General features: G+C 55.2%; 27 protein-coding genes and 1 pseudogene. 11 read left to right on the top strand and 17 right to left on the bottom strand.

Annotated features, from left to right (window positions below; all coding sequences use genetic code 11):
- Positions 1–267: 267 nt before the first annotated feature.
- From fliR to fliF, 13 genes and pseudogenes are all read right to left on the bottom strand, one after another.
- A pseudogene (gene fliR / locus LJA86_RS10120) lies at positions 268–1,060 on the bottom strand (flagellar biosynthetic protein FliR); the annotation flags it as partial.
- 7 nt (positions 1,061–1,067) lie between these two features.
- Complete coding sequence (fliQ, locus tag LJA86_RS10115; protein WP_008500315.1) at positions 1,068–1,337, bottom strand: flagellar biosynthesis protein FliQ; 270 nt, start codon at positions 1,335–1,337, stop codon at positions 1,068–1,070.
- Between the two features lie 9 nt (positions 1,338–1,346).
- Entirely contained in the window at positions 1,347–2,084 is a 738-nt protein-coding gene (gene fliP, locus LJA86_RS10110; RefSeq protein ID WP_008500316.1) for a flagellar type III secretion system pore protein FliP, read from the bottom strand.
- Complete coding sequence (gene fliO / locus LJA86_RS10105; protein WP_028016024.1) at positions 2,084–2,458, bottom strand: flagellar biosynthetic protein FliO; 375 nt, start codon at positions 2,456–2,458, stop codon at positions 2,084–2,086. Before fliO ends, fliP begins: the two co-directional genes overlap by 1 nt.
- Positions 2,459–2,460: 2 nt before the next feature.
- Entirely contained in the window at positions 2,461–2,874 is a 414-nt protein-coding gene (fliN, locus tag LJA86_RS10100) for a flagellar motor switch protein FliN (RefSeq protein WP_008500318.1), read from the bottom strand.
- A complete protein-coding gene (fliM, locus tag LJA86_RS10095) occupies positions 2,871–3,875 on the bottom strand; it encodes a flagellar motor switch protein FliM (protein ID WP_008500320.1) in 1,005 nt (334 codons plus the stop codon). Before fliM ends, fliN begins: the two co-directional genes overlap by 4 nt.
- A gap of 4 nt (positions 3,876–3,879) precedes the next feature.
- Positions 3,880–4,350, bottom strand: coding sequence for a flagellar basal body-associated protein FliL (gene fliL, locus LJA86_RS10090; RefSeq protein WP_021241388.1), 471 nt, complete (start codon positions 4,348–4,350; stop codon positions 3,880–3,882).
- Between the two features lie 106 nt (positions 4,351–4,456).
- Complete coding sequence (fliK, locus tag LJA86_RS10085; RefSeq protein ID WP_229226086.1) at positions 4,457–5,686, bottom strand: flagellar hook length control protein FliK; 1,230 nt, start codon at positions 5,684–5,686, stop codon at positions 4,457–4,459.
- Entirely contained in the window at positions 5,683–6,126 is a 444-nt protein-coding gene (gene fliJ / locus LJA86_RS10080) for a flagellar export protein FliJ (RefSeq protein ID WP_021241386.1), read from the bottom strand. The genes fliK and fliJ overlap by 4 nt, the downstream gene beginning before the upstream one ends.
- 21 nt (positions 6,127–6,147) lie before the next feature.
- A complete protein-coding gene (fliI, locus tag LJA86_RS10075; protein WP_045908161.1) occupies positions 6,148–7,518 on the bottom strand; it encodes a flagellar protein export ATPase FliI in 1,371 nt (456 codons plus the stop codon).
- Complete coding sequence (gene fliH, locus LJA86_RS10070) at positions 7,518–8,225, bottom strand: flagellar assembly protein FliH (protein WP_045908162.1); 708 nt, start codon at positions 8,223–8,225, stop codon at positions 7,518–7,520. The genes fliI and fliH overlap by 1 nt, the downstream gene beginning before the upstream one ends.
- The gene (gene fliG / locus LJA86_RS10065; RefSeq protein ID WP_008500327.1) at positions 8,218–9,216 is read right to left on the bottom strand and encodes a flagellar motor switch protein FliG; all 999 of its coding nucleotides are present in this window, start codon (positions 9,214–9,216) and stop codon (positions 8,218–8,220) included. Before fliG ends, fliH begins: the two co-directional genes overlap by 8 nt.
- On the bottom strand, positions 9,209–10,888 hold the full coding sequence (fliF, locus tag LJA86_RS10060) for a flagellar basal-body MS-ring/collar protein FliF (RefSeq protein ID WP_048029395.1): 1,680 nt from the start codon (positions 10,886–10,888) through the stop codon (positions 9,209–9,211). The genes fliG and fliF overlap by 8 nt, the downstream gene beginning before the upstream one ends.
- Positions 10,889–11,116: 228 nt before the next feature.
- Between fliF and fliE the strand changes: the two genes are divergently transcribed.
- Positions 11,117–11,431 carry a flagellar hook-basal body complex protein FliE gene (gene fliE / locus LJA86_RS10055; protein ID WP_008500329.1) on the top strand — a complete coding sequence of 105 codons (315 nt, stop codon included), beginning with the start codon at positions 11,117–11,119 and terminating at the stop codon, positions 11,429–11,431.
- A 74-nt stretch (positions 11,432–11,505) separates the two neighbouring features.
- Positions 11,506–11,919 carry a lipoprotein YedD gene (yedD, locus tag LJA86_RS10050; protein WP_032652553.1) on the top strand — a complete coding sequence of 138 codons (414 nt, stop codon included), beginning with the start codon at positions 11,506–11,508 and terminating at the stop codon, positions 11,917–11,919.
- 94 nt (positions 11,920–12,013) lie between these two features.
- Here yedD and amyA read toward each other — a convergent pair whose 3' ends face one another.
- From amyA to fliD, 4 genes are read right to left on the bottom strand one after another with little or no spacing between them, the layout of a single operon-like run.
- Positions 12,014–13,501, bottom strand: coding sequence for an alpha-amylase (gene amyA, locus LJA86_RS10045; RefSeq protein ID WP_229226261.1), 1,488 nt, complete (start codon positions 13,499–13,501; stop codon positions 12,014–12,016).
- A 51-nt stretch (positions 13,502–13,552) separates the two neighbouring features.
- Positions 13,553–13,927: a flagella biosynthesis regulatory protein FliT gene (fliT, locus tag LJA86_RS10040; protein ID WP_045908165.1), complete on the bottom strand. Its 375-nt coding sequence runs from the start codon at positions 13,925–13,927 to the stop codon at positions 13,553–13,555.
- Positions 13,928–13,932: 5 nt separating this feature from the next.
- A complete protein-coding gene (gene fliS, locus LJA86_RS10035) occupies positions 13,933–14,337 on the bottom strand; it encodes a flagellar export chaperone FliS (RefSeq protein WP_023312296.1) in 405 nt (134 codons plus the stop codon).
- 21 nt (positions 14,338–14,358) lie between these two features.
- Positions 14,359–15,783: a flagellar filament capping protein FliD gene (fliD, locus tag LJA86_RS10030; RefSeq protein WP_045908166.1), complete on the bottom strand. Its 1,425-nt coding sequence runs from the start codon at positions 15,781–15,783 to the stop codon at positions 14,359–14,361.
- A 401-nt stretch (positions 15,784–16,184) separates the two neighbouring features.
- Between fliD and LJA86_RS10025 the strand changes: the two genes are divergently transcribed.
- The 9 genes from LJA86_RS10025 (at position 16,185) to sdiA (ending at position 24,095) form a co-directional block, all read left to right on the top strand.
- Positions 16,185–17,009 (top strand): flagellin, encoded by an 825-nt coding sequence (locus LJA86_RS10025; protein WP_045908167.1) that lies wholly within the window; start codon positions 16,185–16,187, stop codon positions 17,007–17,009.
- Between the two features lie 62 nt (positions 17,010–17,071).
- On the top strand, positions 17,072–18,277 hold the full coding sequence (gene fliB, locus LJA86_RS10020; RefSeq protein WP_229226085.1) for a flagellin lysine-N-methylase: 1,206 nt from the start codon (positions 17,072–17,074) through the stop codon (positions 18,275–18,277).
- 129 nt (positions 18,278–18,406) lie between these two features.
- Positions 18,407–19,126, top strand: a complete 720-nt coding sequence (locus LJA86_RS10015) for an RNA polymerase sigma factor FliA (RefSeq protein WP_008500338.1) — start codon at positions 18,407–18,409, stop codon at positions 19,124–19,126.
- Positions 19,127–19,180: 54 nt separating this feature from the next.
- A complete protein-coding gene (gene fliZ, locus LJA86_RS10010; RefSeq protein WP_008500339.1) occupies positions 19,181–19,732 on the top strand; it encodes a flagella biosynthesis regulatory protein FliZ in 552 nt (183 codons plus the stop codon).
- Positions 19,733–19,818: 86 nt separating this feature from the next.
- Positions 19,819–20,619 (top strand): cystine ABC transporter substrate-binding protein, encoded by an 801-nt coding sequence (tcyJ, locus tag LJA86_RS10005; protein WP_045908169.1) that lies wholly within the window; start codon positions 19,819–19,821, stop codon positions 20,617–20,619.
- 106 nt (positions 20,620–20,725) lie between these two features.
- Positions 20,726–21,712 (top strand): D-cysteine desulfhydrase, encoded by a 987-nt coding sequence (gene dcyD, locus LJA86_RS10000; RefSeq protein WP_229226084.1) that lies wholly within the window; start codon positions 20,726–20,728, stop codon positions 21,710–21,712.
- 21 nt (positions 21,713–21,733) lie between these two features.
- The gene (gene tcyL / locus LJA86_RS09995) at positions 21,734–22,402 is read left to right on the top strand and encodes a cystine ABC transporter permease (protein ID WP_014884380.1); all 669 of its coding nucleotides are present in this window, start codon (positions 21,734–21,736) and stop codon (positions 22,400–22,402) included.
- Entirely contained in the window at positions 22,399–23,151 is a 753-nt protein-coding gene (gene tcyN, locus LJA86_RS09990) for an L-cystine ABC transporter ATP-binding protein TcyN (RefSeq protein ID WP_008500343.1), read from the top strand. Before tcyL ends, tcyN begins: the two co-directional genes overlap by 4 nt.
- A 221-nt stretch (positions 23,152–23,372) precedes the next feature.
- Positions 23,373–24,095 carry a transcriptional regulator SdiA gene (sdiA, locus tag LJA86_RS09985; protein ID WP_045908171.1) on the top strand — a complete coding sequence of 241 codons (723 nt, stop codon included), beginning with the start codon at positions 23,373–23,375 and terminating at the stop codon, positions 24,093–24,095.
- Positions 24,096–24,147: the final 52 nt, after the last annotated feature.

Genomic DNA, 24,147 nt, shown 5'->3' with positions numbered 1-24,147 from the left:
GTAACGATAATTCACCATCTGCCTGAGAGCTCAAAACAGCCATACGGGATGGAAAAAAATAATAAACCTGTGAGCATGACAAAGACTTTCAGGCGGACTCACTATCCCGTAAAGTTACGTATAATTTGCCAGGAATCTTCTTAAAGTAAAGTAAATATTAAGTATTGTGAGGTGGTTAGAAACAATTAAACCGCGTCAGATATATCCTGGAAGATGTTTTTCGCGTTTTATTTTAGGAATATCCTCAGAAAGACAGTAGCAACAGTGCGGTCTATTATTTACGAGGCAGTTCGCTGACAATATCCGCTAACAGGTTGAATATCTCGCCGAATAAATGTTCACAGAAGGGAGCGATAAGTGGCATCAGTAATGACATTAATAAAATTCCGACCGTCAGCGTCAACGGAAAACCAATGACAAACACCGAAAGCTGCGGCGCCATTCGGTTCAGTAAACCTAATGCCAGGTTGACGGTCAGCAGCAGGGTGATGATCGGCAGCGCCAGCATCAGCCCGTTCAGGAAGATCAGCCCCGCGGCGCGGGTGAGCGCCAGGAAAGCGTTGCTGTTTACCGGGTTTTCGCCAATCGGCAGCGTATGGAACGTGTCCACCAGCATGGAGATAAGCCACAGATGGCCGTTGAACGACAGGAACAGCAGCATGGCGAGCAGATCGATAATGCGTGCCAGCACGGGCATGTTGAGATGACTGCCGGGATCGACAAACGTGGCGAACGATAACCCCATCTGCAGGCCAATCAGTTCCCCCGCGGTACGCACGGCGGCAAAAGCGAGCTGCATGGTAAAGCCGACGGCAACGCCAATCATCACCTGCTGCAGGGCGACCCACACCGCATTTGCCGAGAAGATCGGAATATCCACGGGAGGGAGAGACGGTGCGACGATAATGGAGATGATAATCCCCAGCCCCACTTTGACACGCTTGGGTATCGATTTCTCGCTGAGAATGGGGGCGGTGGAGATCAGCGCCATGATGCGCAGCATCGGCCAGAAGTAGACGCCGAGCCACTGAACCCACTGGTCGCTGGTGAAGTGCAGCATCGTCAGGTCAGCCGATGATGTACGGCAGATTGGTAAACAGGTTGCGCATATAGTCCAGCAGCAGGTTCAGCATCCACGGTCCGGCCACGATAATCGCCACGAACACGGCGATGATTTTCGGGATGAACGACAGCGTCATTTCGTTAATCTGCGTGGCGGCCTGCAGAATACTGATAATCAGACCGGTAACCAGCGCGACAAGCAGCAGCGGAGCGGCAACGGCAATCGCGATTTTCATCGCCTCCGTGCCCATCATCATGACCGATTCGGGTGTCATTGCCGTTCCTTAACTGTAGAAACTCTGCGCCAGCGAGCTGACCAAAAGCTGCCAGCCGTCGACCAGTACAAAAAGCATGATCTTAAAGGGCAGGGCGATGGTCGCGGGCGGCACCATCATCATCCCGAGCGCCATCAGGACGCTAGCGATCACCAGGTCGATAATCAGGAACGGAATAAAGATGGTAAAGCCGATCTGGAACGCGGTTTTCAGCTCGCTGGTCACATAGGCGGGCAGCAGAATACGCATGGGTACCGCTTCTGGTCCCTGCAGCTCGCCGGTGTTGGACAGGCGGGCAAAGAGGGCCAAATCCGCTTCGCGCGTCTGGCGCAGCATAAATTCCCGCAGCGGCTGCGCGCCTTTATCCAGCGCTTCCTGCATGGAGATTTTATCTTCGCTGAACGGCTGATAGGCGTCGGTGTAAATCTTATCGATCACCGGCGACATAATGAAAAAGGTCAAAAACAGCGCCAGTCCGAGCAGAACCTGGTTTGGCGGAGCGGAAGGGGTGCCGAGCGCGTTTCGCAGCAGACCAAAAACGATGATGATGCGGGTGAAGCTGGTCATCATCAGCAGGATAGCCGGAATAAACGTCAGCGAGGTGATGAACACCAACGTCTGCACCGGAAGCGACCAGCTTTGGCCGCCGCCTGCGAGAGGGGTTGACACCAGACCGGGCAGTTGCGCATAGACCGCGGGAGCAAACAGGCCAACGCCCGCAAGCGTCAGGGATAACAAACGGCGCATCAGGATCTCCCGGAACGCTTAAGCAAACTCTTCATCACGGACTGGAAATCCGCAGGGGCCTCTGCACGCTCGTCCACCACAGCAGGGGCGGGCGGCAGCTTATGTAATACGCTGATGTTTGACGCCGTGACGCCCAGAACCAGACGCGCATCGTCCACCTCGACGATGACCACGCGTTCACGTGGTCCCAGGGTGGTGCTGGCGCTGACCTTCAGCCCGCGGGCGCCGGCGGTTTTCCCCGCCAGGCCAAAGCGCTTCGCCAGCCAGGCGGCGATAAGAATAAAGGCAATAATACCGAACAACGCCCCGCTCACCTGGAGCAGAGGTGAGCCGGGAACGGCAGAAGGTTGCGATAGTGTTGCCTGGGTTTTCATGCTTAACGGCTCAGACGACGCATACGTTCAGACGGGGTAATGATGTCGGTGATACGTACGCCGTATTTATCGGCTACCACCACCACTTCACCCTGAGCAATCAGATAGCCGTTGATCAGAATATCCAGCGGCTCACCGGCCAGGCCGTCAAGGGCCACCACGGAACCCTGCGTCAGGCGCAGCAGCTCTTTAATGGTCATACGGGTGCGTCCCAGTTCAACGGTCAGCTTAACCGGGATATCCATAATCAGGTCGATGTCCTGCAGCGTGCCGCTGACGTCACCGCCGCCGAGCTGCTGGAATACGGCATCCGCTGCGCTTTTGGCCGGGGTCGCTTTTTGCTCGTTTAACGCGTCAGCCCACAGATCGTCCAGTGCTCCGCTGTTTTCATCGGACGGATTGTTCATGTCACTCATTTGGGCTGTTCCTCATTCAGCGAATTCAAAATCGGGTTGATCAAGTGCTCAACGCGTAACGCATACTGACCGTTAATCGTGCCGTACTGGCTTGTCAGCACGGGGACACCATCCACATGGGCAATAATGCGGTCGGGTTTTTCTATCGGCAAAACATCACCGGGTTGTAATTTCAGGATCTGAGATAACCGCAGCGGGATATCGGCGAAGCTCGCCACCAGCTCAAGCTGCGAATGCTGGACCTGGCGGACCAGGTTTTCACGCCAGTTCTGGTCTTCGTTGCGGGAGTTCTCCAGCGGCGGGTTAACCAGCAGCTCGCGCAGCGGTTCGATCATGCTGAACGGCAGGCAGATGTTGAACTCGCCGGTCAGGTTACCGATCTCCACGTGGAACGGGGTGTTAACGACGATATCGTTCGGGGAGGTGGTGATATTGGTAAATTTCACCTGCATCTCAGAACGGACGTACTCCACTTCCAGAGGGTTAATCGCTTTCCACGCGTCGCTGTAAGACTCCAGCGCCAGCTTCAGCATGCGGTTAATGACGCGCTGTTCGGTGTGGGTGAATTCGCGACCTTCTACTTTGGTCGGGAAACGCCCGTCGCCGCCGAACAGGTTATCCACCGCAATGAACACCAGGCTTGGGGAAAACACCACCAGACCGGTGCCGCGCAGCGGCTTCAGATGAATCAGGTTAAGGTTGGTTGGCACCGGCAGGTTGCGGGCAAACTCATGATACGGCTGAATGCGGATCGCACCGACCGTGATATCCGGGCTACGACGCAGCAGGTTAAACAGCCCCATACGGAACTGACGTGCAAAACGTTCGTTAATGATCTCCAGCGCCTGCAGACGTTCACGTACCACGCGACGCTGGGTATTCGGGTCATAGGGACGAATATCGCTATCGCCGCCGATACCCGGTTGCGGATCATCACTTTTATCGCTGTCGCCGTTGAGCAGCGCATCGATTTCTGCCTGAGAAAGAATACTGTCGCCCATGTCGTTACCGCAGAATGAAGGCTGTATACAGAACGTCAGTGACTTCCTGCTTAGGTTGGCCGTTTACCAGCGGGGTCGCCAGCGTTTGTTTAATGGCGTCGACCAGCTTTTGCTTACCCACATCGGTGGCCAGCGCCGAAGCGTCCTGACGAGAGAACAGCAGCAGAAGGCGGCTACGCACCTCCGGAAGATAATCATTCAGACGCGCGCGCGTGGCTTCATCCTTCAGGCGCAGCGTAATACCGACGTACAGCACACGATCCGCGTCACCGAGATTCACGGTGAAGGTGTCCAGAGGGAAAAATACCGGCGCCGGTGGCGGTGCAGGTTCGGCTTTGGCCGCAGCGGTCGAAGGTTCCTGCTGCATACGCCAGTAACTATAGCCCGCGGTAGCGCAGGCGGCGAGCGTGATCAACACCAGCAGCGGGATCCAGATGGAACGCTTACTTTTTTTGGTGATAGCGGAGTCAGTCATCTGATACGAGCTTCCTGTTTCGGTACAGCTTAATAAGGTGATTATCCCGTGTCCTGCTGTCGTCAAAGCGTGGAAAAGACGGGGATAATCACGCTACCTCTGGCGTTTAGGCGAAGATGTCTACGGCACTGTTACCGCGCGCGGCGGATTGCAGGGCGGCAGGAACGGGCAGTAGTTCATCGCTCTCTTCATTAAAACCGCCGGTGTTGCCGGAACGCGAAGCCTGGTGCTGCTGGGATGAGGACTGCTGCTGCCCGGCAAAGCTCTCGCTGCTGACGCTGCTCTGCGCAAGCTGAATGCCGTTTTCTGCCAGCGAGGTTCGCAGTACCGGCAGCGCGGCTTCCAGCGCCGCACGGACATGGCTGTGCGCAGAGACCATCTGCAACTGCGCCTGGTTATCATCCAGCTTAAGCGAAATTTGTACCTGACCCAGATCTTCCGGGTGCAGACGCAGCTCGGCCGTCTGCTGGCCCTGTTTGGTGAACAGGGTGATGTGCTGGCTCAGGGACTGCTGCCATTCATGCGTGCCCAGAGGCTGGCTTAACACCGGCGCGGGAGCAACGGTGGCGGCCGTCTGACTGGTTGCATGGCTGGACATAATCGGTGCCAGGGTAGCCGTCGGCGATGATGAAGAGGAGGCGCTGGCGAGCTCCTGCTTCTCTGCGGTTGCGGCCACGACCGGCGTCGCCTGCGCGTTGCCCGACAGGGCCGGGTCGCTGTTTTTCGTCTGGCTCTGATAAGGCGCAGCACTCTGCGCTTTATCATGGCTTCCCGGAAGCGCGTTCAGGGACGGTTGGCCCGCGCCGTTTTGCGCAAGCGCCGCTGTACTCAGCGTTGCGGTGGCGGAAACGCCGTCACTGCCAGCTACGCGAGAGGCGGTAGTTTGCTGGTGCGGCAGCATCGCCATCAGGGCGCTCAATCCGGCCAGCTCCTCTTCGCTCAGCTCGCTTTTACCGTCATCTTTGCTGTTCGCGGCATTGATCGTCTTCAGTGCGTCACCTTTAGACAGCGGCACCAGTCCGGAAACCAGCGTATCAAGCGAGGTGACGGGCGCCGTTTCATCGCCATTCAGCGCGGTTTGGCGCGAGAGCAGGTCGGCAATTTTGGCCTGCAGGGTGGTATCCCCTTTGGCGTCCTGAGCAACGTGGGACAGCTTGCTGCCGGCGGCTTTCAGGTCAGCCAGGGTCAGTGGCGCATCTTTGCCCTTGCCCGTCGCGTCCGACAGGGCGCCCGCGAGCAGCGCGAGAAAGTCCTGTGCACCATCGGTGCCTTTCCCCGTCTGCGTACCGCCTGACAGGTCGCTGTCGCTCATCAGCAGTTGTTGCAGTGTGATCATTCCGGTTTCCTCATTGATGCGCGCTGGGCAAACTCATCCATTTTTTTCTGATCCAGACGGTTTTCCGCCAGGGTCGTTGCCGCAATCTGTCGGTCCTGTAAGGTCTGCCAGGCCTGCAGTCGCTGCTTCTTCTCGCGCCAGAAATTCAGCGCGGTATCGACTTTCTGGGTCCACTGGTGAAGCTGCTGGCGATGCTGATCTATCGCCTTCTCCAGCGTCTGGATAAACTGCTGATAGTTAATCCAGCGCTGGCTTCCAATGCCCTGTGTCATATCGGTATTGAGGTTGGTGCGATATTCATGCTGATAGTCGATTAACATCTTCAACTGTTCTTCAGCCTGCTGGCACCCGCGTCGCATTGCGCCAAGCTGCAATGCGGCATCATCAACTTCTTTTTCAGCCAGATCTTTCAGCGTTGATAACGCGCTGTTTTGCGCCATGACCTTCGCCCTCCACCTGTGTTACACCTGCGGGAAAATCAGCTCCAGTGCCTGAATTGAATCTTCCCAGTTGGCACGTTCAAAAATGCCTTGTTGTAAAAATGCCTCCAGCTGCGGCCACAGGGTAATCGCTTTGTCGAGCATCGGGTCGCTGCCTTTGGCATACGCCCCCACGCTGACCAGATCGCGGTTGCGCTGGAAGCTGGAGAGGAGTTGTTTAAAGTTACGCACGCGGGCGTAGTGCTTCTCGGTTATCAGCGCCGTCATTGCGCGGCTGATAGAGGCTTCAATATCAATTGCCGGATAGTGTCCGGCTTCGGCGAGACGACGCGACAGCACAATATGGCCGTCAAGGATCGCGCGCGCAGAGTCGGCAATCGGATCCTGCTGGTCATCGCCTTCGGTCAGCACCGTATAGAACGCGGTGATGGAGCCGCCGCCGCTGATGCCGTTCCCCGCACGTTCCACCAGGGCAGGGAGTTTGGCGAAGACCGAAGGTGGGTAGCCTTTGGTCGCCGGTGGCTCACCGATAGCCAGCGCAATTTCACGCTGCGCCATCGCGTAGCGGGTCAGCGAATCCATGATCAGCAGCACGTGCTTGCCGCGGTCACGAAAATCTTCGGCGATGCGGGTGGCATACGCTGCCCCCTGCATACGCAGTAACGGTGACACGTCCGCCGGTGCGGCAATGACCACCGAGCGGGCACGGCCTTCCGCACCCAGAATGTTTTCAATGAAATCTTTAACTTCGCGACCACGTTCGCCGATCAGGCCCACAACGATAACGTCGGCCTGGGTATAGCGCGCCATCATGCCGAGCAGAACGGATTTACCCACGCCTGACCCGGCGAACAGGCCCATACGTTGCCCACGTCCCACGGTCAGCAGGGCGTTAATCGGGCGTACGCCGGTATCGAGCACATGCTCGATAGGGGTTCGCTGCAGGGGGTTAAACGGCTGGGTGATTAATGCGCCGGTTTCGGTGGTGTCCGGCGAGGGCAGCCCGTCGAGCGGCTTCCCGCTGCCGTCCAGCACGCGACCCAGCAGGGCAGGACCAAGCGGCAACTGCTTCCCGCTTTGCAGCCCATCGCCAGAGGTGTTTTTGGCATACACGCGCGCGCCGGGCAGAATGCCTTCCACCTCTTCAAGCGGCATCAGGAACAGGCGCTGGCCGTTGAACCCGACCACTTCGCTTTCCACTTCACGCGTTTCCAGACCGTCCTGACGCTCAATCACGCAGGTCGCGCCCAGCGGCAGCTGCAGGCCGGTGGCCTCCAGTACCAGACCGGTGGCGCGCGTCAGTCGCCCATAACGACGAACAGAGGGCAGTTGCGCCATCTTCGTCTCAAAATTGTCGAGCGTGGTGAGCCAGCGGGTGAGGCGTGCGGTCATCAGACGACTCCCGGTGCCGCCAGGCGGCACAGTTCCTGCCAGCGGGTGGCGACGCTGGCATCCAGATCGCCTTCATCGGCTGAGACTTTGCAGCCGCCGTGATGTAACGACGGATCGCCGCGCAGACGCCAGCCGTGCAGGTTTAGCGTCGCGCCCAGGCTCTCTTCCACACGCTGCAGGTCGTCCGGATGGACGCGCAGCTGCGGCTTACCGCTGAACAGCGGCTCCTGCTGCAGCAGGCCCTGAATTTGTTTGATCAGCGCCGTGTTATCCACCACGGGCGTCTGGCCGATCACCTGACGCGCGGCTTCCAGCGCCATCTGCATCAGTCGCGAGGCAATCACGCTGTCCAGCGCGTCCAGCGTGTGCTGAAACTCGCTGACCAACTGCTGCATGCGGGCATGGATCGGCGCCTGCTGCTGGCGCGCCTGATCGATACCGTGCTCTAACCCTTTTGACAGGCCTTCCTGATACCCCAGCTCGTGGCCTTTCTGCCGGCCTTCGTTCAGACCGGCATTGTAGCCCTGCTCGTGCGCCTGCATTTGCAGCTGAGCCAGCATCTGTGCTTGCTGCTCTTCTTCGCTTAGCTCAGGCTGTTCGACGTCCGGGTCAAGCTCCTCGGTCGGGATCACGGCTGGCGTGAACTCGGAGAGGGGAGGGGCCAGATCGTCCGGCGTCCAGCGCTTCCACGGCAGCTCATTAGACATAGGTGTCGTCTCCGCTGCCAATCACCATCTCGCCGGTTTCCGCCAGACGACGAACAATAAGCAGAATGGCTTTCTGTTCGTTTTCCACCTGAGACAGACGAACCGGGCCGCGGTTGGCAAGGTCGTCGCGCAGGATATCGGCCGCACGCTGAGACATGTTGCGCAGGAACTTCTCGCGCAGCGGCTGCTCGGCGCCTTTGAGGGCGATAAGCAGCGACTCGGAATCCACTTCCTGGAGCAGGCGCTGGATGCTGCGGTCGTCCACTTCGACGAGGTTTTCGAACAGGAACATCTCGTCGATGATTTTCTGTGCCAGCTCGCCGTCGAATTCGCGAACCGCCGTAATGACGGCCTCTTCCTGCTGCGTTTTCATCAGGTTGATGATTTCCGCCGCCGTTCTCACGCCGCCCATTTTGCTGCGCTTGAGGTTCTGGCCGTCGAGCAGGTTGTTCAGCACCTCGGTCAGCTCCGCCAGCGCGGCAGGCTGGACGCCGCCGAAGGTGGCGATACGCAGCATCACATCGTGACGCAGGCGCTCTTCGAACAGCGCCAGAATATCGGCCGCCTGACCACGTTTGAGGTGGACAAGAATGGTGGCGATAATCTGCGGGTGCTCGTCGCGAATAAGGTCGGCGGCACTCTGCGGTTCCATAAAGTTGAGCGTTTCGATACCGCTGGCGGTATCGCGCGTTTCCAGAATATCCTCCAGCAGGCTGGCGGCGCGCTCTTCGCCCAGCGCCTTGACCAGCACGGAACGCAGGTAGTCGTTGGCGTTGACGTTCAGCGCGGCAAACTGTTCGGCTTCCTGCTCAAACTCCGACAGCACTTCGGTCAGCTGTTTGTTGGAGATTTGGCGCACGTTGGCCATGGCCGCACTGAGAATCTGTACTTCTCGCTGGGAGAGGTGTTTAAACACCTCTGCCGCGCGATCTTCGCCAATGGTCATCAGCAGGATGACGCTTTTATCGGTGCCCGTAAGCGTATTACTCATGTTCGTTACCCATCCACTGGCGGATGACCAGCGCCACGACGCGCGGATCGTTATCTGACATTTCGCGAATGCGCTGGCTCATCACCTCGGCACCCATGCGCTGGTTAGCACGGCGCTGCTGCATCTGTTCATCTTTACTGAGGCGAACTTCAACCGCTTCTTCCGTTTCCTGACGCGCATTCATCTGCTCGCGAGCCGCTTTTTCAGCTTCAGCACGGCGCTGGAGCTGTGGACGAACGCCCTTACGCCACAGCAGCCACGCGACAATCAGTACCAGCAGCCAGCGTCCTGCGGACATCAGCTGGTCGATAAACGCCTGCTGTTGCCAGAACGGCAGTTCACCGCCGGTCTCTTCAACCGAGTTGAACGGTGAGTTCACCACGTTGAGGGTATCGCCGCGCTTCTCGGAGTAACCCATCGCTTCGCGGGTCAGGTTTTCAATCTGCTTCATCTGCTCGGCGGTCAACGGCAACGGTTTGCCATCCGCCAGCGTTTTGTAGTTCACCACTACCGCAACAGAGAGACGCTGAATATCGCCCACGTTCAGTTTAGTGTGGCGAATCGTTCTATCCACTTCGTAGTTCGTGGTTTCGTTACGGCTGGTGTTTCGTGGGCCGCTGTTATTCGCCGTAGAGGTGGTCTGCTGATTATTTTGCTGACCGTTCTGCTGATTGGCCGGCGGCGTAGAGATCGGCGCCGCGTTTGCCGGGGCAGGCTGGTTAGACAGCGCGCCCGGCACGCCGCCCGGGTAGGCACCGCCAACCTGCTCGCTGGAGTTGATTTGACGCGAACGCATGACCGCCTGAGCCGCATCGCCGTTCGGGCTGTACTGCTCTTCGGTTTGTTCTTTATTCGAGAAGTCGATCTGCGCGGTGACCTGCGCGTGCACGTTGCTGTTGCCCACAACCGGGCCGAGGATCGCTTCGATACGACGCTGGAGACGGCTTTCGACATCGGCGGCATATTTCAGCTGCGCGTCATTCAGATCGCGACCAGCAGTGTTGGATTGCGTCAGCAGGTGACCGCTCTGGTCAACCAGCGTCACGTTACCCGGCGGCAGACCGGCGACGGCGCTGGAGACGAGATGCGTCACCGCGCTGATTTGCCCTTCGTCCAGCGCGCGGCCAGGCTCAAGGTTCACGGTCACGGAAGCCGAAGGTGATTTCTGTTCGCGGACAAATAAGGAAGGTTTAGGCATCGCCAGGTGCACGCGGGCGCTCTTCACCGGGCCTAATGTTTCAATGGTGCGGGCCAGTTCACCTTCCAGCGCACGCTGGTAGTTCACCTGCTCGCTGAATTGGCTGATACCGAATTTTTCCTGATCCAGCAGCTCAAAGCCTACCGCGCCGCCTTTCGGCAGCCCCTGCTGGGCCAGGCGCAGACGCAGTTCGTGCACCTTATCTGCCGGGACCTCCAGCGCACCGCCATTATCGGCAAAGCGATAAGGGATGTTCATCTGGGTCAGCTGGGTGACGATGGCGCCGCCATCCTGATCGGAAAGGTTACTGTAGAGCGTCCGGTAATCAGGGCTTTTCGCCCACAGGACCATCGCTACAAGGATCGCAATTGCGGCAGCGCCTGCCACGATCAACGGGATTTTAGGATTCGCGCGAAGGCGGTTCATCCACTCGAGTGATTTATTCTGCGGCGCTGTCGATGCTGTTGCACTCATTGCGCACCTCTTAAATCCTGGTGGTTTACGTTATTCGTGTAGAGAAACAAAACTGACTCCCGGGTCGGCAAACACGACAAAAGTTCCATATTGATGGCCCTGCCATTATTTGATGATTCGTGATTTTCTATGCGTCAAATAACCTGGTTTTTTCATGCTATTTACCGCCATTATCTTATTGACAAGCTGTTAGTCTTGACCGCGTAAAAAACCATCCAGGGGAGAGTCATGGCTATACAGGGCATTGAAGGGGTAATCAGTCAGTTGCAGGCAACGGCGATGACGGCCCGTAACCAGAATGTGGCAGATCAGCAGCCGAGCATCAGCTTTGCAGGGCAACTGCATGCCGCTCTTGACCGTATCAGTGATACCCAGACCGCAGCGCGCACTCAGGCTGAGAAGTTCACCCTCGGCGAGCCGGGCGTGGCGCTGAATGATGTGATGACCGATTTGCAAAAAGCCTCGGTTTCTCTGCAGATGGGGATCCAGGTGCGTAACAAGCTGGTGTCGGCCTATCAAGAGGTCATGGGGATGCAGGTCTAAGACCTGTCGATCTTCACTGGCAGCCGCAGCGCTTTAATGCCACAATATTTTTTTCTTCGAATGCAGGAAAGATGATGAAAAAAATAGCAATTGCTGGCGCGCTGCTGGCACTGACCGGGTGCGTTCAGGTCGATAATTATAACGACGTGATCAAGCATCCTGTCCCGGCGCATCTGGCAGGATACTGGCAGTCGAAAGGGCCGCAGAGCAACATGGTCAGCCCGAATGCGATTGCCACGCTGGTGGTGACGGAAGAGGGCGATACGCTGGACTGCCGTCAGTGGCAGCGCGTGATTGCCGTGCCGGGTAAAATCATGCTGCGTTCAGACAGTTATTACAACGTGACGCGTAAGCTGGATATCTATCCGCTGGAGCGCGATGGCTCGACGCTTGAGTACGACGGGCTGGAGCTGCAGAAGGTCGATCGCCCAACGGTTGAGTGTGCCGATTACCTGAGCAAGAATCCGCTGGCGAGTAAACTACCGTAGCCGTTTTTTTGCCGGGTGGCGGCTTCACCTGACCCGGCCTACAAAAGTACCGTCCCGTAGGCCGGGTAAGCGTCAGCGCCACCCGGCATTGTTTCTACAACGCATCCTCAATCACCCACACGCTGACGCTTCCGCCTTTGCAGGTAAACGTTCCTTCGCCATCTGCCGCCGTGGTGACCGTTTCTTCGCGATTGCCGAGAAAATCACGCCACGTTTTGTTGCCGTAGTTTTCCCCCAGGCAAATTATCTTCTCGCCGTCGTCGCCGTTCGACATCACCACCACGCAGCCGGGATCGTCTTCCGTGCCGCTGCGGCTGAAGGCGATGCAGTTAGGATGGTCAAAATACAGCGTCTGCACGCCGTGGGCAAAACGCTGGCGCGCGAGGATCAGCTCGTGGAGCTGCTCAATCACAGGCATATCAATATGGTACGTTTCTCCGTCTCCACCCGTATCGTCATAGCTGGCACCAAAGAGGTCCGGATAAAAGACGCTCGGCACGCCATTTTCCCGCAGCAGGATCAGCGCATACGCCAGCGGTTTAAACCAGGCTTCGACCGGGGCTTCCAGCGCCTGCAAAGGCTGGGTGTCATGGTTCGCGACGAGAGTCACCGCATGAAACGGATCGGCTTCCACCAGCGTGCCGGTGAAGATTTGGCTCATGTCGTAATCCCGACCCTGACGTGACGCCTCGTGGAATTTCATCTGCAGGGGGGCATCAAACAGCATGGTTTTGCCTTCGACCTGGTTAATATAGGCCTGAAGCTTATCCACCTCGTGGGACCAGTATTCCGCCACGATAAACAGCGGCTGGTCGGCGACTTCCTGGACGTGCTCAATCCACTCTTTGTAGAACCAGGCGGGAATATGCTTGACGGCGTCCAGACGAAAACCGTCGCAGCCCGTTTGTTCCATGACCCAGCGGGCCCAGTATTTGATCTCCTCGGTGACGGCGTGATTGCGAAAGTCGATATTTTCGCCCATCAGATAGTCGAAATTACCCATCTCATCATCAACCTGATCGTTCCAGCCTTCGCCGGTGTAGTCGTTGACGATTTTAAAGATGCCGTCTTCATCGGGGTTTTCAATGTGGTCGACGCCGCTGAAGCATTTGTAGTCCCAGATGAACTGGGAATATTGCCCGGCGCGGGCAGGGAAGGTATAGCGGGTCCAGGCTTCACACTCGATGACCTCACCATCGATTTGCGTGCGATCCTGCTCGTTCACGCGCTGAACGCGCACAGGCTCTTTTTCATCGGCGCCCATTTTGTGGTTGACCACCACGTCCAGCAGCACGGCAATGTCGTTGCGCTTGAGGGCGTCGATGGCCTCCAGCAGCTGCGCTTTGTCACCGTATTTGGTGGCGATACTGCCTTTCTGGTCAAACTCGCCCAGATCGAACAGGTCATAGGAGTCATAGCCGACAGAATACCCGCCTGACGCGCCTTTATAGGCGGGCGGTAGCCAGATCATGTTGATGCCGATTTCGTTAAGATTGGGTGCTAACGCCGTGACCTCTCGCCACAATTCACCGCCAGCAGGGTAGTACCAGTGAAAACATTGTAACAGGGTGGGGTTTTTCATCATCCTTGCTCCAGAAGCCATTGGCAGACTTCTGGAGTATGGATGAAGAAATCATAGTTGTGTGTCGCGGGTAAAACTTTCTGGATAAAGAATATTCCCTGACAGCTTTCCATAGGTAGACGTGATGGATTGCTGTTTGCCGGTTTGATCGATCAGACTGCGCAGTTCGTCCATGCGGACTTTCAGCAGCGCCTTAAGCGCATTTTCATTTTCAAGGATCATTTCCAGCAGCGCACGCGCTTGCTCAACCTGAGCCGGAGGGCATGACATGATGGGCGTTTGAGAAATCCTTTCCACCAGTTGTACGTAATGCATTTCCTGCTCGATAAGCGCATCCCATTGACCAGAATGTGCGAGATTTAGCATAGCAATGCTCTGAGCATGTAACGCCTGCCAGTGGCTAAGCGCTGCGCTGGGATTATTCATCAAAATTATCCTGAAATAGAGGACGCATTGGGGCCGATTTGCTTCCACGCATCCGCAATGTTGTTTAATAAACCCTCGACTTCAACAATTGCGTCTACGTCATTACTGACATTCGCCAGTAACAAACGTCGAACCATATATTCGTACAAGGAGGCAAGGTTACCGGACAACTCGCTCTCAACCTCCATGTTCAGTCCTGCTTTTAAACCGTTGTCGATGATGTTGATGGCTTTCGATAACGCTTCGCCTTTCTCACGAATTTGTCCGGCTTCCATGAACAAACGCGCGCGAACAAGGGCGCTATGCGCCCCGTCGAACAACATGACAATCAGCTGGTGTGGACTGGCATTCATCACTGCGCTTTCGACTCCTATCTGCTGATAGGATTGAACACCAGAGGTCTTATACATTTCCACTCCTCAATGCGACGACTATTTTTGTGAGAACTGTTGGGTCAGGTAGTTGGCTGTACTGGTCATTTTGGTGACTAATACGTCCAGGCTGGTGAACTGGGTTTTGTAACGCGCCATGGTGGCTTCAATTTGGGCATCCATGGCATCGTAGCGTTCGCCCAGGGTTTTCAGCGTTTTGTTGATCCCGTCTTTCGCGTTCTGGATCACCCCGGCGCTACCGGTACTGGTGCTGAGCATGGCGGTCAGCGTGTTGTTCATCTGCGTGGCCATACCGGTTTTCTTTCCGTCACCGACAAAGTACTGCTGTACGGCGTTCGGGTTGTCGGTCAGCGCTTTTTTCAGCTTGTCGGTATCGACCTTCAGGTTACCGACGGTGCCGTCTGAGCCTTTAACCGGGTCCTGGGTAATCCCCAACTGGGCCATAATCTGAACCGAGCCGGCCTGCACTTCGGTCAGCAGACCGCGCAGCTGAGACTGAACTCCGCGCACGTTCGCATCACCGACCAGCGCGCCGTTGCTGGTAGACTGGCTGCCGGAGCCTGCATCGACTGGCACATATTTCGTCAGGCTGTTAATGGTGGACTGCAGCGAGTTGTACGCCGTGACCCAGTCCGTAATCGCCTTCTGGTTTGCATCCGTTGCGCGCGAAACCTCAAGGGTTTCATCGGCTTTGCTTTCGGCCTTCACCGAGAAGGTGACGCCAGGCAGCGCATCGGTAATGGTATTCGACTGGCGCTCGATAGAGATGTTGTTCACCACCACAATCGCGTTCTGCGCGTCGGTGTTCACCGTCAGCGCGCCCGTTTTAGTGGTTGAGTCGTAGCCAATGGCGCTTTGCAGCTTGGCGTCGCCAGTGACGCTGACGGTCATCGCACCATCGGTACCGGTGGTTTTTGATGACAGCATCAGGCGGTAATCACCGTCTTTCGCTTTAATGACGCTGGCGGTAACGTTGCCGTTCGCTTTATTAATGGCGCTCGCGATCCCGGCCAGAGACGTATCGCCATCGGCCAGCGTGACCTCTAAAGGCGTTTTCGTGCCCGGCTGGGTGATGGTGATTTTACGCGTTGTACCTGTCGTATCGCCGAGCAGATCCGTGTTGTTTGCATAGGAGCCGGTAGTGAGCGCCTGTGCTTTTGCAACCTGGTTGACGTTAACCACAAAGGAACCCACGGACGCATCAGCCGTCGTCGTGGCGGTAAAGGCCGTGTTGGTGCTGCTCACGGACGTTGAGTTCCAGGTGGTGGCTTTACCCAGTGCAGCGGTGGCAGTCTGCAGCGATGTCATGGCGCTCTGCAGCTTGCCGTAAGCGCTTAACTGTGCGTTATACGTTGATTGCTGGGAAGTAATCGTCGTCAGCTTGGTTTTCTCTGCCGCTTCCAACTGATTATATAAATCCCCGAGTCCTGCAGAACCTATCCCGAGGTTACTGATAGTAGCCATGCATATTTTCCTTAAAATACGAAAGTAGTTCAGGACTCTTATCGGCCTCTTAACGTAAAAGTTTACGATGGTGAGAAAAAAATAATCCAAAGAATAGGCACGTCCTGGCGGGGTAAATGAAAGGATTGCACTTTAGGATCATTATCCACGCATTGAAAACACGAATAAGTGTGTGCCTTTTTTGTCATCTCTTTGCGCGTTAAAAAAGCGTAAATAATAACGCGTTGACGGACCTTAATTGATTTTTTAAAAATAAATCTGTTAATAATCAGTTGGTTGTAATTTTTTCAAAATTGATTCTAAAGTCTTTTGGGGACCCGTCGATAACCTTGTTGACGGTGAGAGACGCTGTGAGTGTTAGGCACCGGACCTAAAACCCAATTTTTGAAGGAAAGAAAATTATGGCAGTTATCAATACTAACCTGTTGTCCCTGACCACTCAGAACAACCTGAACAAATCTCAGTCTTCTCTGGGCACTGCTATCGAGCGTCTGTCTTCCGGTCTGCGTATTAACAGCGCGAAAGACGATGCTGCTGGCCAGGCGATTGCAAACCGCATGACCGCTCAGATCAAAGGGATGACCCAGGCAGCACGTAACGCCAACGACGGTATCTCCATGGCGCAGACTGCTGAAGGTTCTCTGAACGAAATCAACAACAACCTGCAGCGTGTACGTGAACTGGCTGTTCAGGCAAGCAACGGCACCAACAGCGCATCTGACCTGGCTTCTCTGCAGGATGAAGTTACCGCTCGTCTGGCTGAAATCAACCGTGTTGCGGGCAAAACTGACTTCAACGGCATCAAACTGCTGGACGGCACTGCAGGTACTGCGGGCGTTGTTAAAATTCAGGTTGGCGTGAACGACGGCGACACCATCGATCTGGACCTGAGCGGCGCTAAAGCTGACACCACGACTCTGGGCGTGAACGCAATCGACCTGAAAGCTATGGGTGCTACCGATCTGGACACCATCGACAAAGCTATCGCTACCGTTGATAAAGCACGTTCAGGCCTGGGTGCTGTGCAGAACCGCTTCACTTCTGCAATCAACAACCTGAACAACACCTCTAACAACCTGTCTGCTGCTCAGTCCCGTATCCAGGACGCTGACTACGCAACTGAAGTTTCCAACATGTCTCGCGCGCAGATCCTGCAGCAGGCTGGTACTTCTGTTCTGTCTCAGGCAAACCAGGTTCCACAGACCGTTCTGTCTCTGCTGCGTTAATTTTACGCACGAAACCCCGCTTCGGCGGGGTTTTTTTATCTCTGCTATTTGAGAATCCGCCCGTGAAACAAATCAGTGTCACTCAACCAAAGCTGGTCGCAGATTTTTCATGTGTCGGTGGGGAATGCCGCGAACATTGTTGTCAGGGCTGGACCATCGCATTTGATAAATCCTCCGTTAATCGCTATCTGAACAGTAAAAATGCCGCCATTCGTCACACGGCGAAAACGGCGATAAAAGTTACCAAAAAACAGTATGGCAACTGGGGCGAAGTGATTTTCCATACGGAAAGTAAAAACTGTCCGTTCATGGATACGGAAAAACTCTGTTCTATTCACAGCGCCATGGGCGCGCAGGCCTTAAGCCCAACCTGTTCGTCGTTTCCACGGACAAACCGGGTCTATAAAAATGAAATCGAAAAATCATTGAATCTCTCGTGTCCGGAAGTCACCCGACTTCTGTTGAACGATCGGGAGTCTATGTCGATGATGGAATCGGTCATTGTCCAGCAGGACGTCAATACTGCGCCGATGATTGATTTAAAGGCAAAAGTCATCAATCTCTTCTGCCAGAATATATTCAGCGTTGAGGACGTTAGCGTTGAAGAACAGGTTTACGCCGTGGTGAAGTTCCTCATGGTGGCTGAAAAACTCGAAAACCTGGAAGAAAATATCGGCACGCTCGAAACGGTTTATTTCTCGCTGGTTAACGAACTGGTGAGCGGTAAAATCAAGACGGAGCTGGGCGCATTTAATCAGAACTACAGCCTGAAATTCGCGTTAATTTCGCTCATCCAGAGTTACTTTACGAAGAAAGCGACGGCCCGCGGTGGTGCGGTGTTAAACCACTATTTTGCCCAGCTTTATCAACAATTCGAATCTGTCGGTGATGCCGTACCGGCAGAGAAGGTCATGGAGAACATCGAGTCCGTCTGGCGCGATGTGGCGGGCAGTTACCTGGCGACCAATGACCACTTATTTAAGAACTTTTTTAAATACAAACTCTGGGAGCAGGGCTTCCCGCAGAGCAACGGTCGCAGCATGTTGAATAATCTTTATTTAATCGTTGCCGAGTACTATTTCCTGAAAACGTTACTTGCCGGTCAGGCTATCGTGGCGGGGAAAATTGAACAAGATAATATCATTGATGTTATTTACAGCTTCCACTCCCTTAGCCAGCATAATCAGGAAGCGGGAAAGCTCTTTCATCAACATATAGATAGCGTCAAACTGGGCGACGATCTTTCATTGTTGCAACTGTTAATTTAGGCAGAAAAGTTGCCCCGGTTGAGGGCAACCTCAGAATAACCTCACTTTATCCCCCTTTTTCATCCAATTGAACGCCCTGCAGAATCGGATAATCATGCCGATAACTCAACTAACGCAGGGCTGTTTATCGTGAATTCACTCTATACCGCTGAAGGTGTAATGGATAAACACTCGCTGTGGCAGCGTTATGTCCCGCTGGTGCGTCACGAAGCATTGCGCCTCCAGGTGCGCTTGCCGGCGAGCGTGGAACTCGACGATCTGCTACAGGCGGGCGGTATCGGGTTATTGAATGCAGTTGACCGATACGACGCTCTGCAAGGAACGGCATTTACGACTTACGCAGTTCAGCGTATTCGTGGTGCGATGCTGGACGAGCTGCGCAGCCGTGACTGGGTGCCGCGCAGTGTTCGCCGCAACGCACGCGAAGTGGCGCATGCGATGGGGCAGCTGGAACAGGAACTGGGACGCAACGCAACGGAAACTGAAGTGGCGGATCGTCTTGGCATTGCTGTTGAAGAGTATCGTCAGATGTTGCTCGATACCAATAATAGCCAACTCTTCTCTTATGACGAGTGGCGAGAAGAGCATGGCGATAGCATCGAGCTGGTGACGGATGAGCATCAGCAAGAAAACCCGTTACACCATTTAATGGAAGGGAATTTACGCCAGCGCGTCATGGAAGCTATTGAAGCTCTGCCTGAACGCGAACAGCTGGTATTGACCCTTTATTACCAGGAAGAGCTTAACCTCAAAGAGATTGGCGCTGTTCTGGAGGTGGGAGAGTCTCGGGTGAGCCAGCTGCACAGCCAGGCCATTAAACGCTTACGAACCAAGCTGGGTAAGTTATAGGTGATTGATTCACCTTAAAAATGCCGCACAACGTATTGACAACCAGGAGTTATCATGACGGTGCAGCAATCTAAAAGACGGCCTTTAAGCCGCTACCTGAAAGACTTTAAACACAGCCAGACGCATTGCGCCCACTGTAACAAGTTACTCGATCGTATCACGCTGGTTCGCCGTGGCGAAATCGTCAATAAGATCGCGATTTCGCGCCTCGACACGTTGATGGACGAAGCAGCATGGCTCGAAGAGCAAAAAGAGTGGGTGGCGCTTTGCCGTTTCTGTGGCGATCTCCACTGCAAAGAGCAAAGCGACTTCTTCGACATTATCGGCTTCAAGCAATTCCTGTTTGAACAAACGGAGATGAGCCACGGCACCGTTCGCGAATATGTGGTTCGCCTGCGTCGCCTCGGACAACATCTGACCGTGAACAACATTTCCCGCGATCTGCTGAAAACCGGTTATCTGGACGAGAACCTGGAGCCGTGGCTGCCTGCGACCAGCACCAACAACTACCGAATTGCGCTGCGCAAGTATGCACAATATAAGGTACAAATGCCGGGTGCCATAAAGCAGAAAGCCCACGCCGGAACAACTTCTGATATATATTAAAAAAGAATAAGATGTAGCGCAGTCGCCTTTGACGTTGCAGGCGATTTCTCTACACTACGTAAAAATTCCACTATATCGGGGTATTTATGAAATTTGCACTTCTGGGTCGTCAGGCGCTGATGGGTGTTATGGCCGTTGCGCTGGTTGCAGGCATGAGCGTGAAAACGTTCGCCGCAGAAAACCTGCTGAATAAAGTGAAAGAGCGCGGTACGCTGCTGGTCGGGCTGGAAGGAACCTATCCTCCGTTCAGCTTCCAGGGCGATGACGGTAAGCTGACCGGTTTTGAAGTGGAGTTTGCTGAAGAGCTGGCGAAACACCTCGGCGTGAAAGCGTCCCTGAAACCGACCAAATGGGACGGTATGCTGGCGTCGCTGGATTCGAAACGTATTGATGTGGTCATCAACCAGGTCACCATTTCTGACGAGCGTAAGAAGAAGTATGACTTCTCCACCCCGTATACCGTATCCGGTATTCAGGCGCTGGTGAAGAAAGGCAACGAAGGTGGGATTAAAACTGCCGCGGACCTGAAAGGGAAGAAAGTCGGTGTCGGTCTGGGAACCAACTACGAAGAGTGGCTGCGCCAGAACGTGCAGGGCGTAGATATCCGTACCTATGATGATGACCCGACGAAATACCAGGATCTGCGCGTGGGCCGTATCGACGCCATTCTGGTTGACCGCCTGGCGGCGCTGGATCTGGTGAAGAAAACCAACAACACCCTGGCGGTCGCGGGTGATGCGTTCTCTCGTCAGGAATCCGGTGTGGCTGTTCGTAAAGGTAACGAAGACCTGGTGAAAGCGATTGATGCGGCGATTGCGGATATGCAAAAAGACGGCAGCCTGAAAGCGCTTTCCGAGAAGTGGTTCGGGGCAGACGTCACGAAATAAGTTTCGGACGTAAAAAAAGGCGCTTTTAAAAGCGCCTTTTTTATTTCTTACGCGTCTGCGTGCATAATGAAAAATATCACATTTTGTCAGAGTTACCGGAGCATCCATGTCACTACAGAATTTAACGCGCTTTCCTCGCCTGGAGTTTATCGGCGCGCCGACGCCGCTGGAGTATCTGCCGCGATTTTCTGATTATTTAGGGCGCGATATTTTTATTAAGCGTGATGACGTGACGCCCATGGCGATGGGGGGCAACAAGCTGCGCAAGCTGGAGTTTCTGGCGGCGGACGCCCTGCGTGAAGGCGCGGATACGCTCATTACTGCCGGGGCCATCCAGTCCAACCACGTTCGCCAGACGGCGGCCGTAGCGGCGAAACTTGGGCTCCACTGCGTGGCGTTGCTGGAAAACCCGATTGGCACGCGGGCTGAAAACTATCTCACCAACGGTAACCGCCTGCTGCTGGATCTGTTTAACGTGCAGGTTGAGATGGTTGACGCGCTGACCGATCCGACCGCCCAGCTCGATGAGCTGGCGACGCGTCTGGAAGCGCAGGGGTTCCGCCCCTACGTTATCCCCGTCGGCGGGTCGAATGCGCTGGGCGCGCTGGGATATGTGGAAAGCGCGCTGGAGATCGCGCAGCAGTGCGAGGGCGCGGTAAGTCTCTCCTCCGTGGTGGTCGCGTCCGGCAGTGCGGGCACCCATGCCGGGCTGGCGGTGGGGCTGGAGCAACTGCTGCCGGACGTCGAACTGATTGGCGTGACGGTGTCCCGCAGCGTCGTGGATCAGAAGCCAAAAGTGGTTACGTTACAGCAGGCGGTCGCAGAGCAGCTGGAGCTGAAGGCAAAGGCCGATATTCTGCTCTGGGATGACTATTTTGCGCCGGGTTACGGCACGCCGAACGAAGAGGGAATGGAAGCGGTGAAACTGCTGGCGCGCCTCGAGGGCATACTGCTCGATCCGGTCTATACCGGCAAAGCGATGGCCGGACTGATCGACGGCATTGCGCAAAAACGCTTTAAGGATGAAGGGCCGATTTTATTTGTCCATACCGGCGGAGCGCCTGCGCTGTTTGCCTACCATCCTCATGTCTAAAAATCAGGTCGAAAAATAATAATGCAAGAAAGTATTCAACTGGTTATTGATTCTCTGCCGTATCTGCTGAAAGGTGCGGTATTTACGTTACAGCTTAGTATCGGCGGGATGTTCTTTGGGCTGGTTCTGGGTTTTGTGCTGGCCTTGATGCGCATGTCGCCCATCCTGCCGGTGCGCTGGCTGGCGCGCTTTTATATCTCCGTGTTTCGCGGTACGCCGCTTATTGCGCAGCTCTTTATGATTTACTACGGCTTACCGCAGTTTGGTATCGAGCTGGATCCGATCCCGGCGGCGATGATTGGCCTGTCGCTCAATACCGCGGCGTACACCTCCGAAACCCTGCGTGCGGCCATCTCCTCCATTGACAAAGGGCAGTGGGAAGCGGCGGCCAGTATCGGGATGACGCCCTGGCAGACGCTGCGCCGCGCCATTCTGCCGCAGGCGGCGCGCGTGGCGCTTCCGCCGCTCAGCAATAGCTTTATCAGCCTGGTGAAAGATACCTCCCTGGCGGCAACGATTCAGGTTCCGGAGCTTTTCCGTCAGGCACAGCTCATCACCTCCCGTACGCTCGAGGTCTTTACCATGTATCTGGCCGCCTCGCTGATTTACTGGGTGATGGCGACAGTGCTCTCTGCTCTGCAAAACTATTTCGAAAACCAGCTTAACCGCCAGGAGCGTGATCCAAAATGAGTGCAATTGACGTCAAAAACCTGGTGAAAAAATTCCACGGTCAAACGGTGCTCCACGGGATCGATCTGGAGGTCGAGCAGGGCGAAGTGGTGGCGATTATCGGACCGAGCGGTTCGGGAAAGACGACGCTGCTGCGCAGCATTAACCTGCTTGAACAGCCGGAAGGCGGCACCATCCGGGTCGGGGAGATAACGATTGATACCGGGAAATCCATCAGCCAGCAGAAAGGGTTGATTCGCCGCTTGCGCCAGCATGTCGGCTTTGTTTTCCAGAACTTCAATCTTTTCCCACATCGTACGGTGCTGGAGAACATCATTGAGGGGCCGGTTATCGTTAAAGGTGAGCCCAAAGAGGAAGCGACGGCGCGGGCTCGCGAACTGCTCGCCAAAGTTGGGCTGGCGGGAAAAGAGACCAGCTATCCGCGTCGCCTGTCTGGCGGCCAACAGCAGCGCGTGGCGATAGCGCGTGCGCTGGCGATGCGCCCTGACGTGATCCTGTTTGATGAACCGACCTCTGCGCTCGATCCGGAACTGGTGGGTGAGGTGCTGAACACCATTCGCCAGCTGGCACAGGAGAAACGTACGATGGTGATCGTGACCCATGAAATGAGCTTTGCGCGCGATGTCGCTGACAGAGCCATCTTCATGGATCAGGGGCGGATTGTGGAGCAGGGGCCAGCGAAAAGCCTGTTCGCTAACCCTCAACAGCCGCGAACCCGTCAATTCCTTGAAAAATTCCTTATGCAGTAGCATTTTTGCACGCATTTGCTCCAGAAATTTACTCTGGAGCAAATTATTCTCCCTCTGCACGAGGTCCCCTGTTTTTTTATTCCATCCGGCTCGGATAAACCTTATCGATAGTAAAGTTAATTGTGCTATTGCCGATATTTTGTGGTTAGAAAAAAGTTTTCTGTGTTAGCTTATATTCACCATAATAATGATTATCTGTTCAGAGGCTTCATTTAGTAAGTATGAAGGATTTAGACTTTTTCACCTGGCGACGGGAATGCTCCCTCCGGTTTCAGGAATTGACCTGTGCCGCCGAGGTATATCAGGAGCTGGAGCGACAAACTCAGGCGCTGGAATTCGATTATTACGCGCTCTGTGTGCGCCATCCGGTGCCATTTACGCGCCCTAAGATCTCCCTGCATACCACTTATCCAAAGCTGTGGATGGCGCAATATCAATCCGCGAACTATTTCGCGATCGATCCGGTTTTAAAACCGGAGAATTTCATTCAGGGGCATCTCCCCTGGACAGACGCATTATTCGCTGAGGCGCAGGAATTATGGCATAGCGCCCAGGACCACGGTTTACGCGCCGGAATAACGCAGTGCCTGATGCTGCCGAATCATGCGCTCGGCTTCCTGTCTGTTTCTCGTAGTCGCGTACAGGAAGGGCCATTAGCCCATGAGGAAATAGAACTGCGGTTGCAAATGCTGGTGCAAATGGCTTTAACCTCCCTGATGCGTTTTGACCATGAGATGGTCATGCCGCCCGAAATGAAATTCAGCAAGCGCGAGCGTGAAATTCTGAAATGGACTGCGGAAGGGAAGACGTCAGCGGAAATAGCGATCATTCTCTCGATCTCAGAGAATACCGTTAACTTCCATCAGAAGAATATGCAGAAGAAATTTAACGCGCCCAATAAGACTCAGATCGCGTGCTACGCGGCGGCAACGGGACTGATCTGACTCCCTAAAACGTTCTGCGTGACAGACGAGCGAACGGCTGAATGCACTGCAT

This window comes from Enterobacter sp. TCD1-1 (assembly GCF_020567405.1).
Lineage (GTDB): Bacteria > Pseudomonadota > Gammaproteobacteria > Enterobacterales > Enterobacteriaceae > Enterobacter > Enterobacter quasiroggenkampii.
The sequence above is the reverse complement of the archived record's forward strand: the minus strand, read 5'-3'. Positions and strand labels throughout refer to the sequence as shown.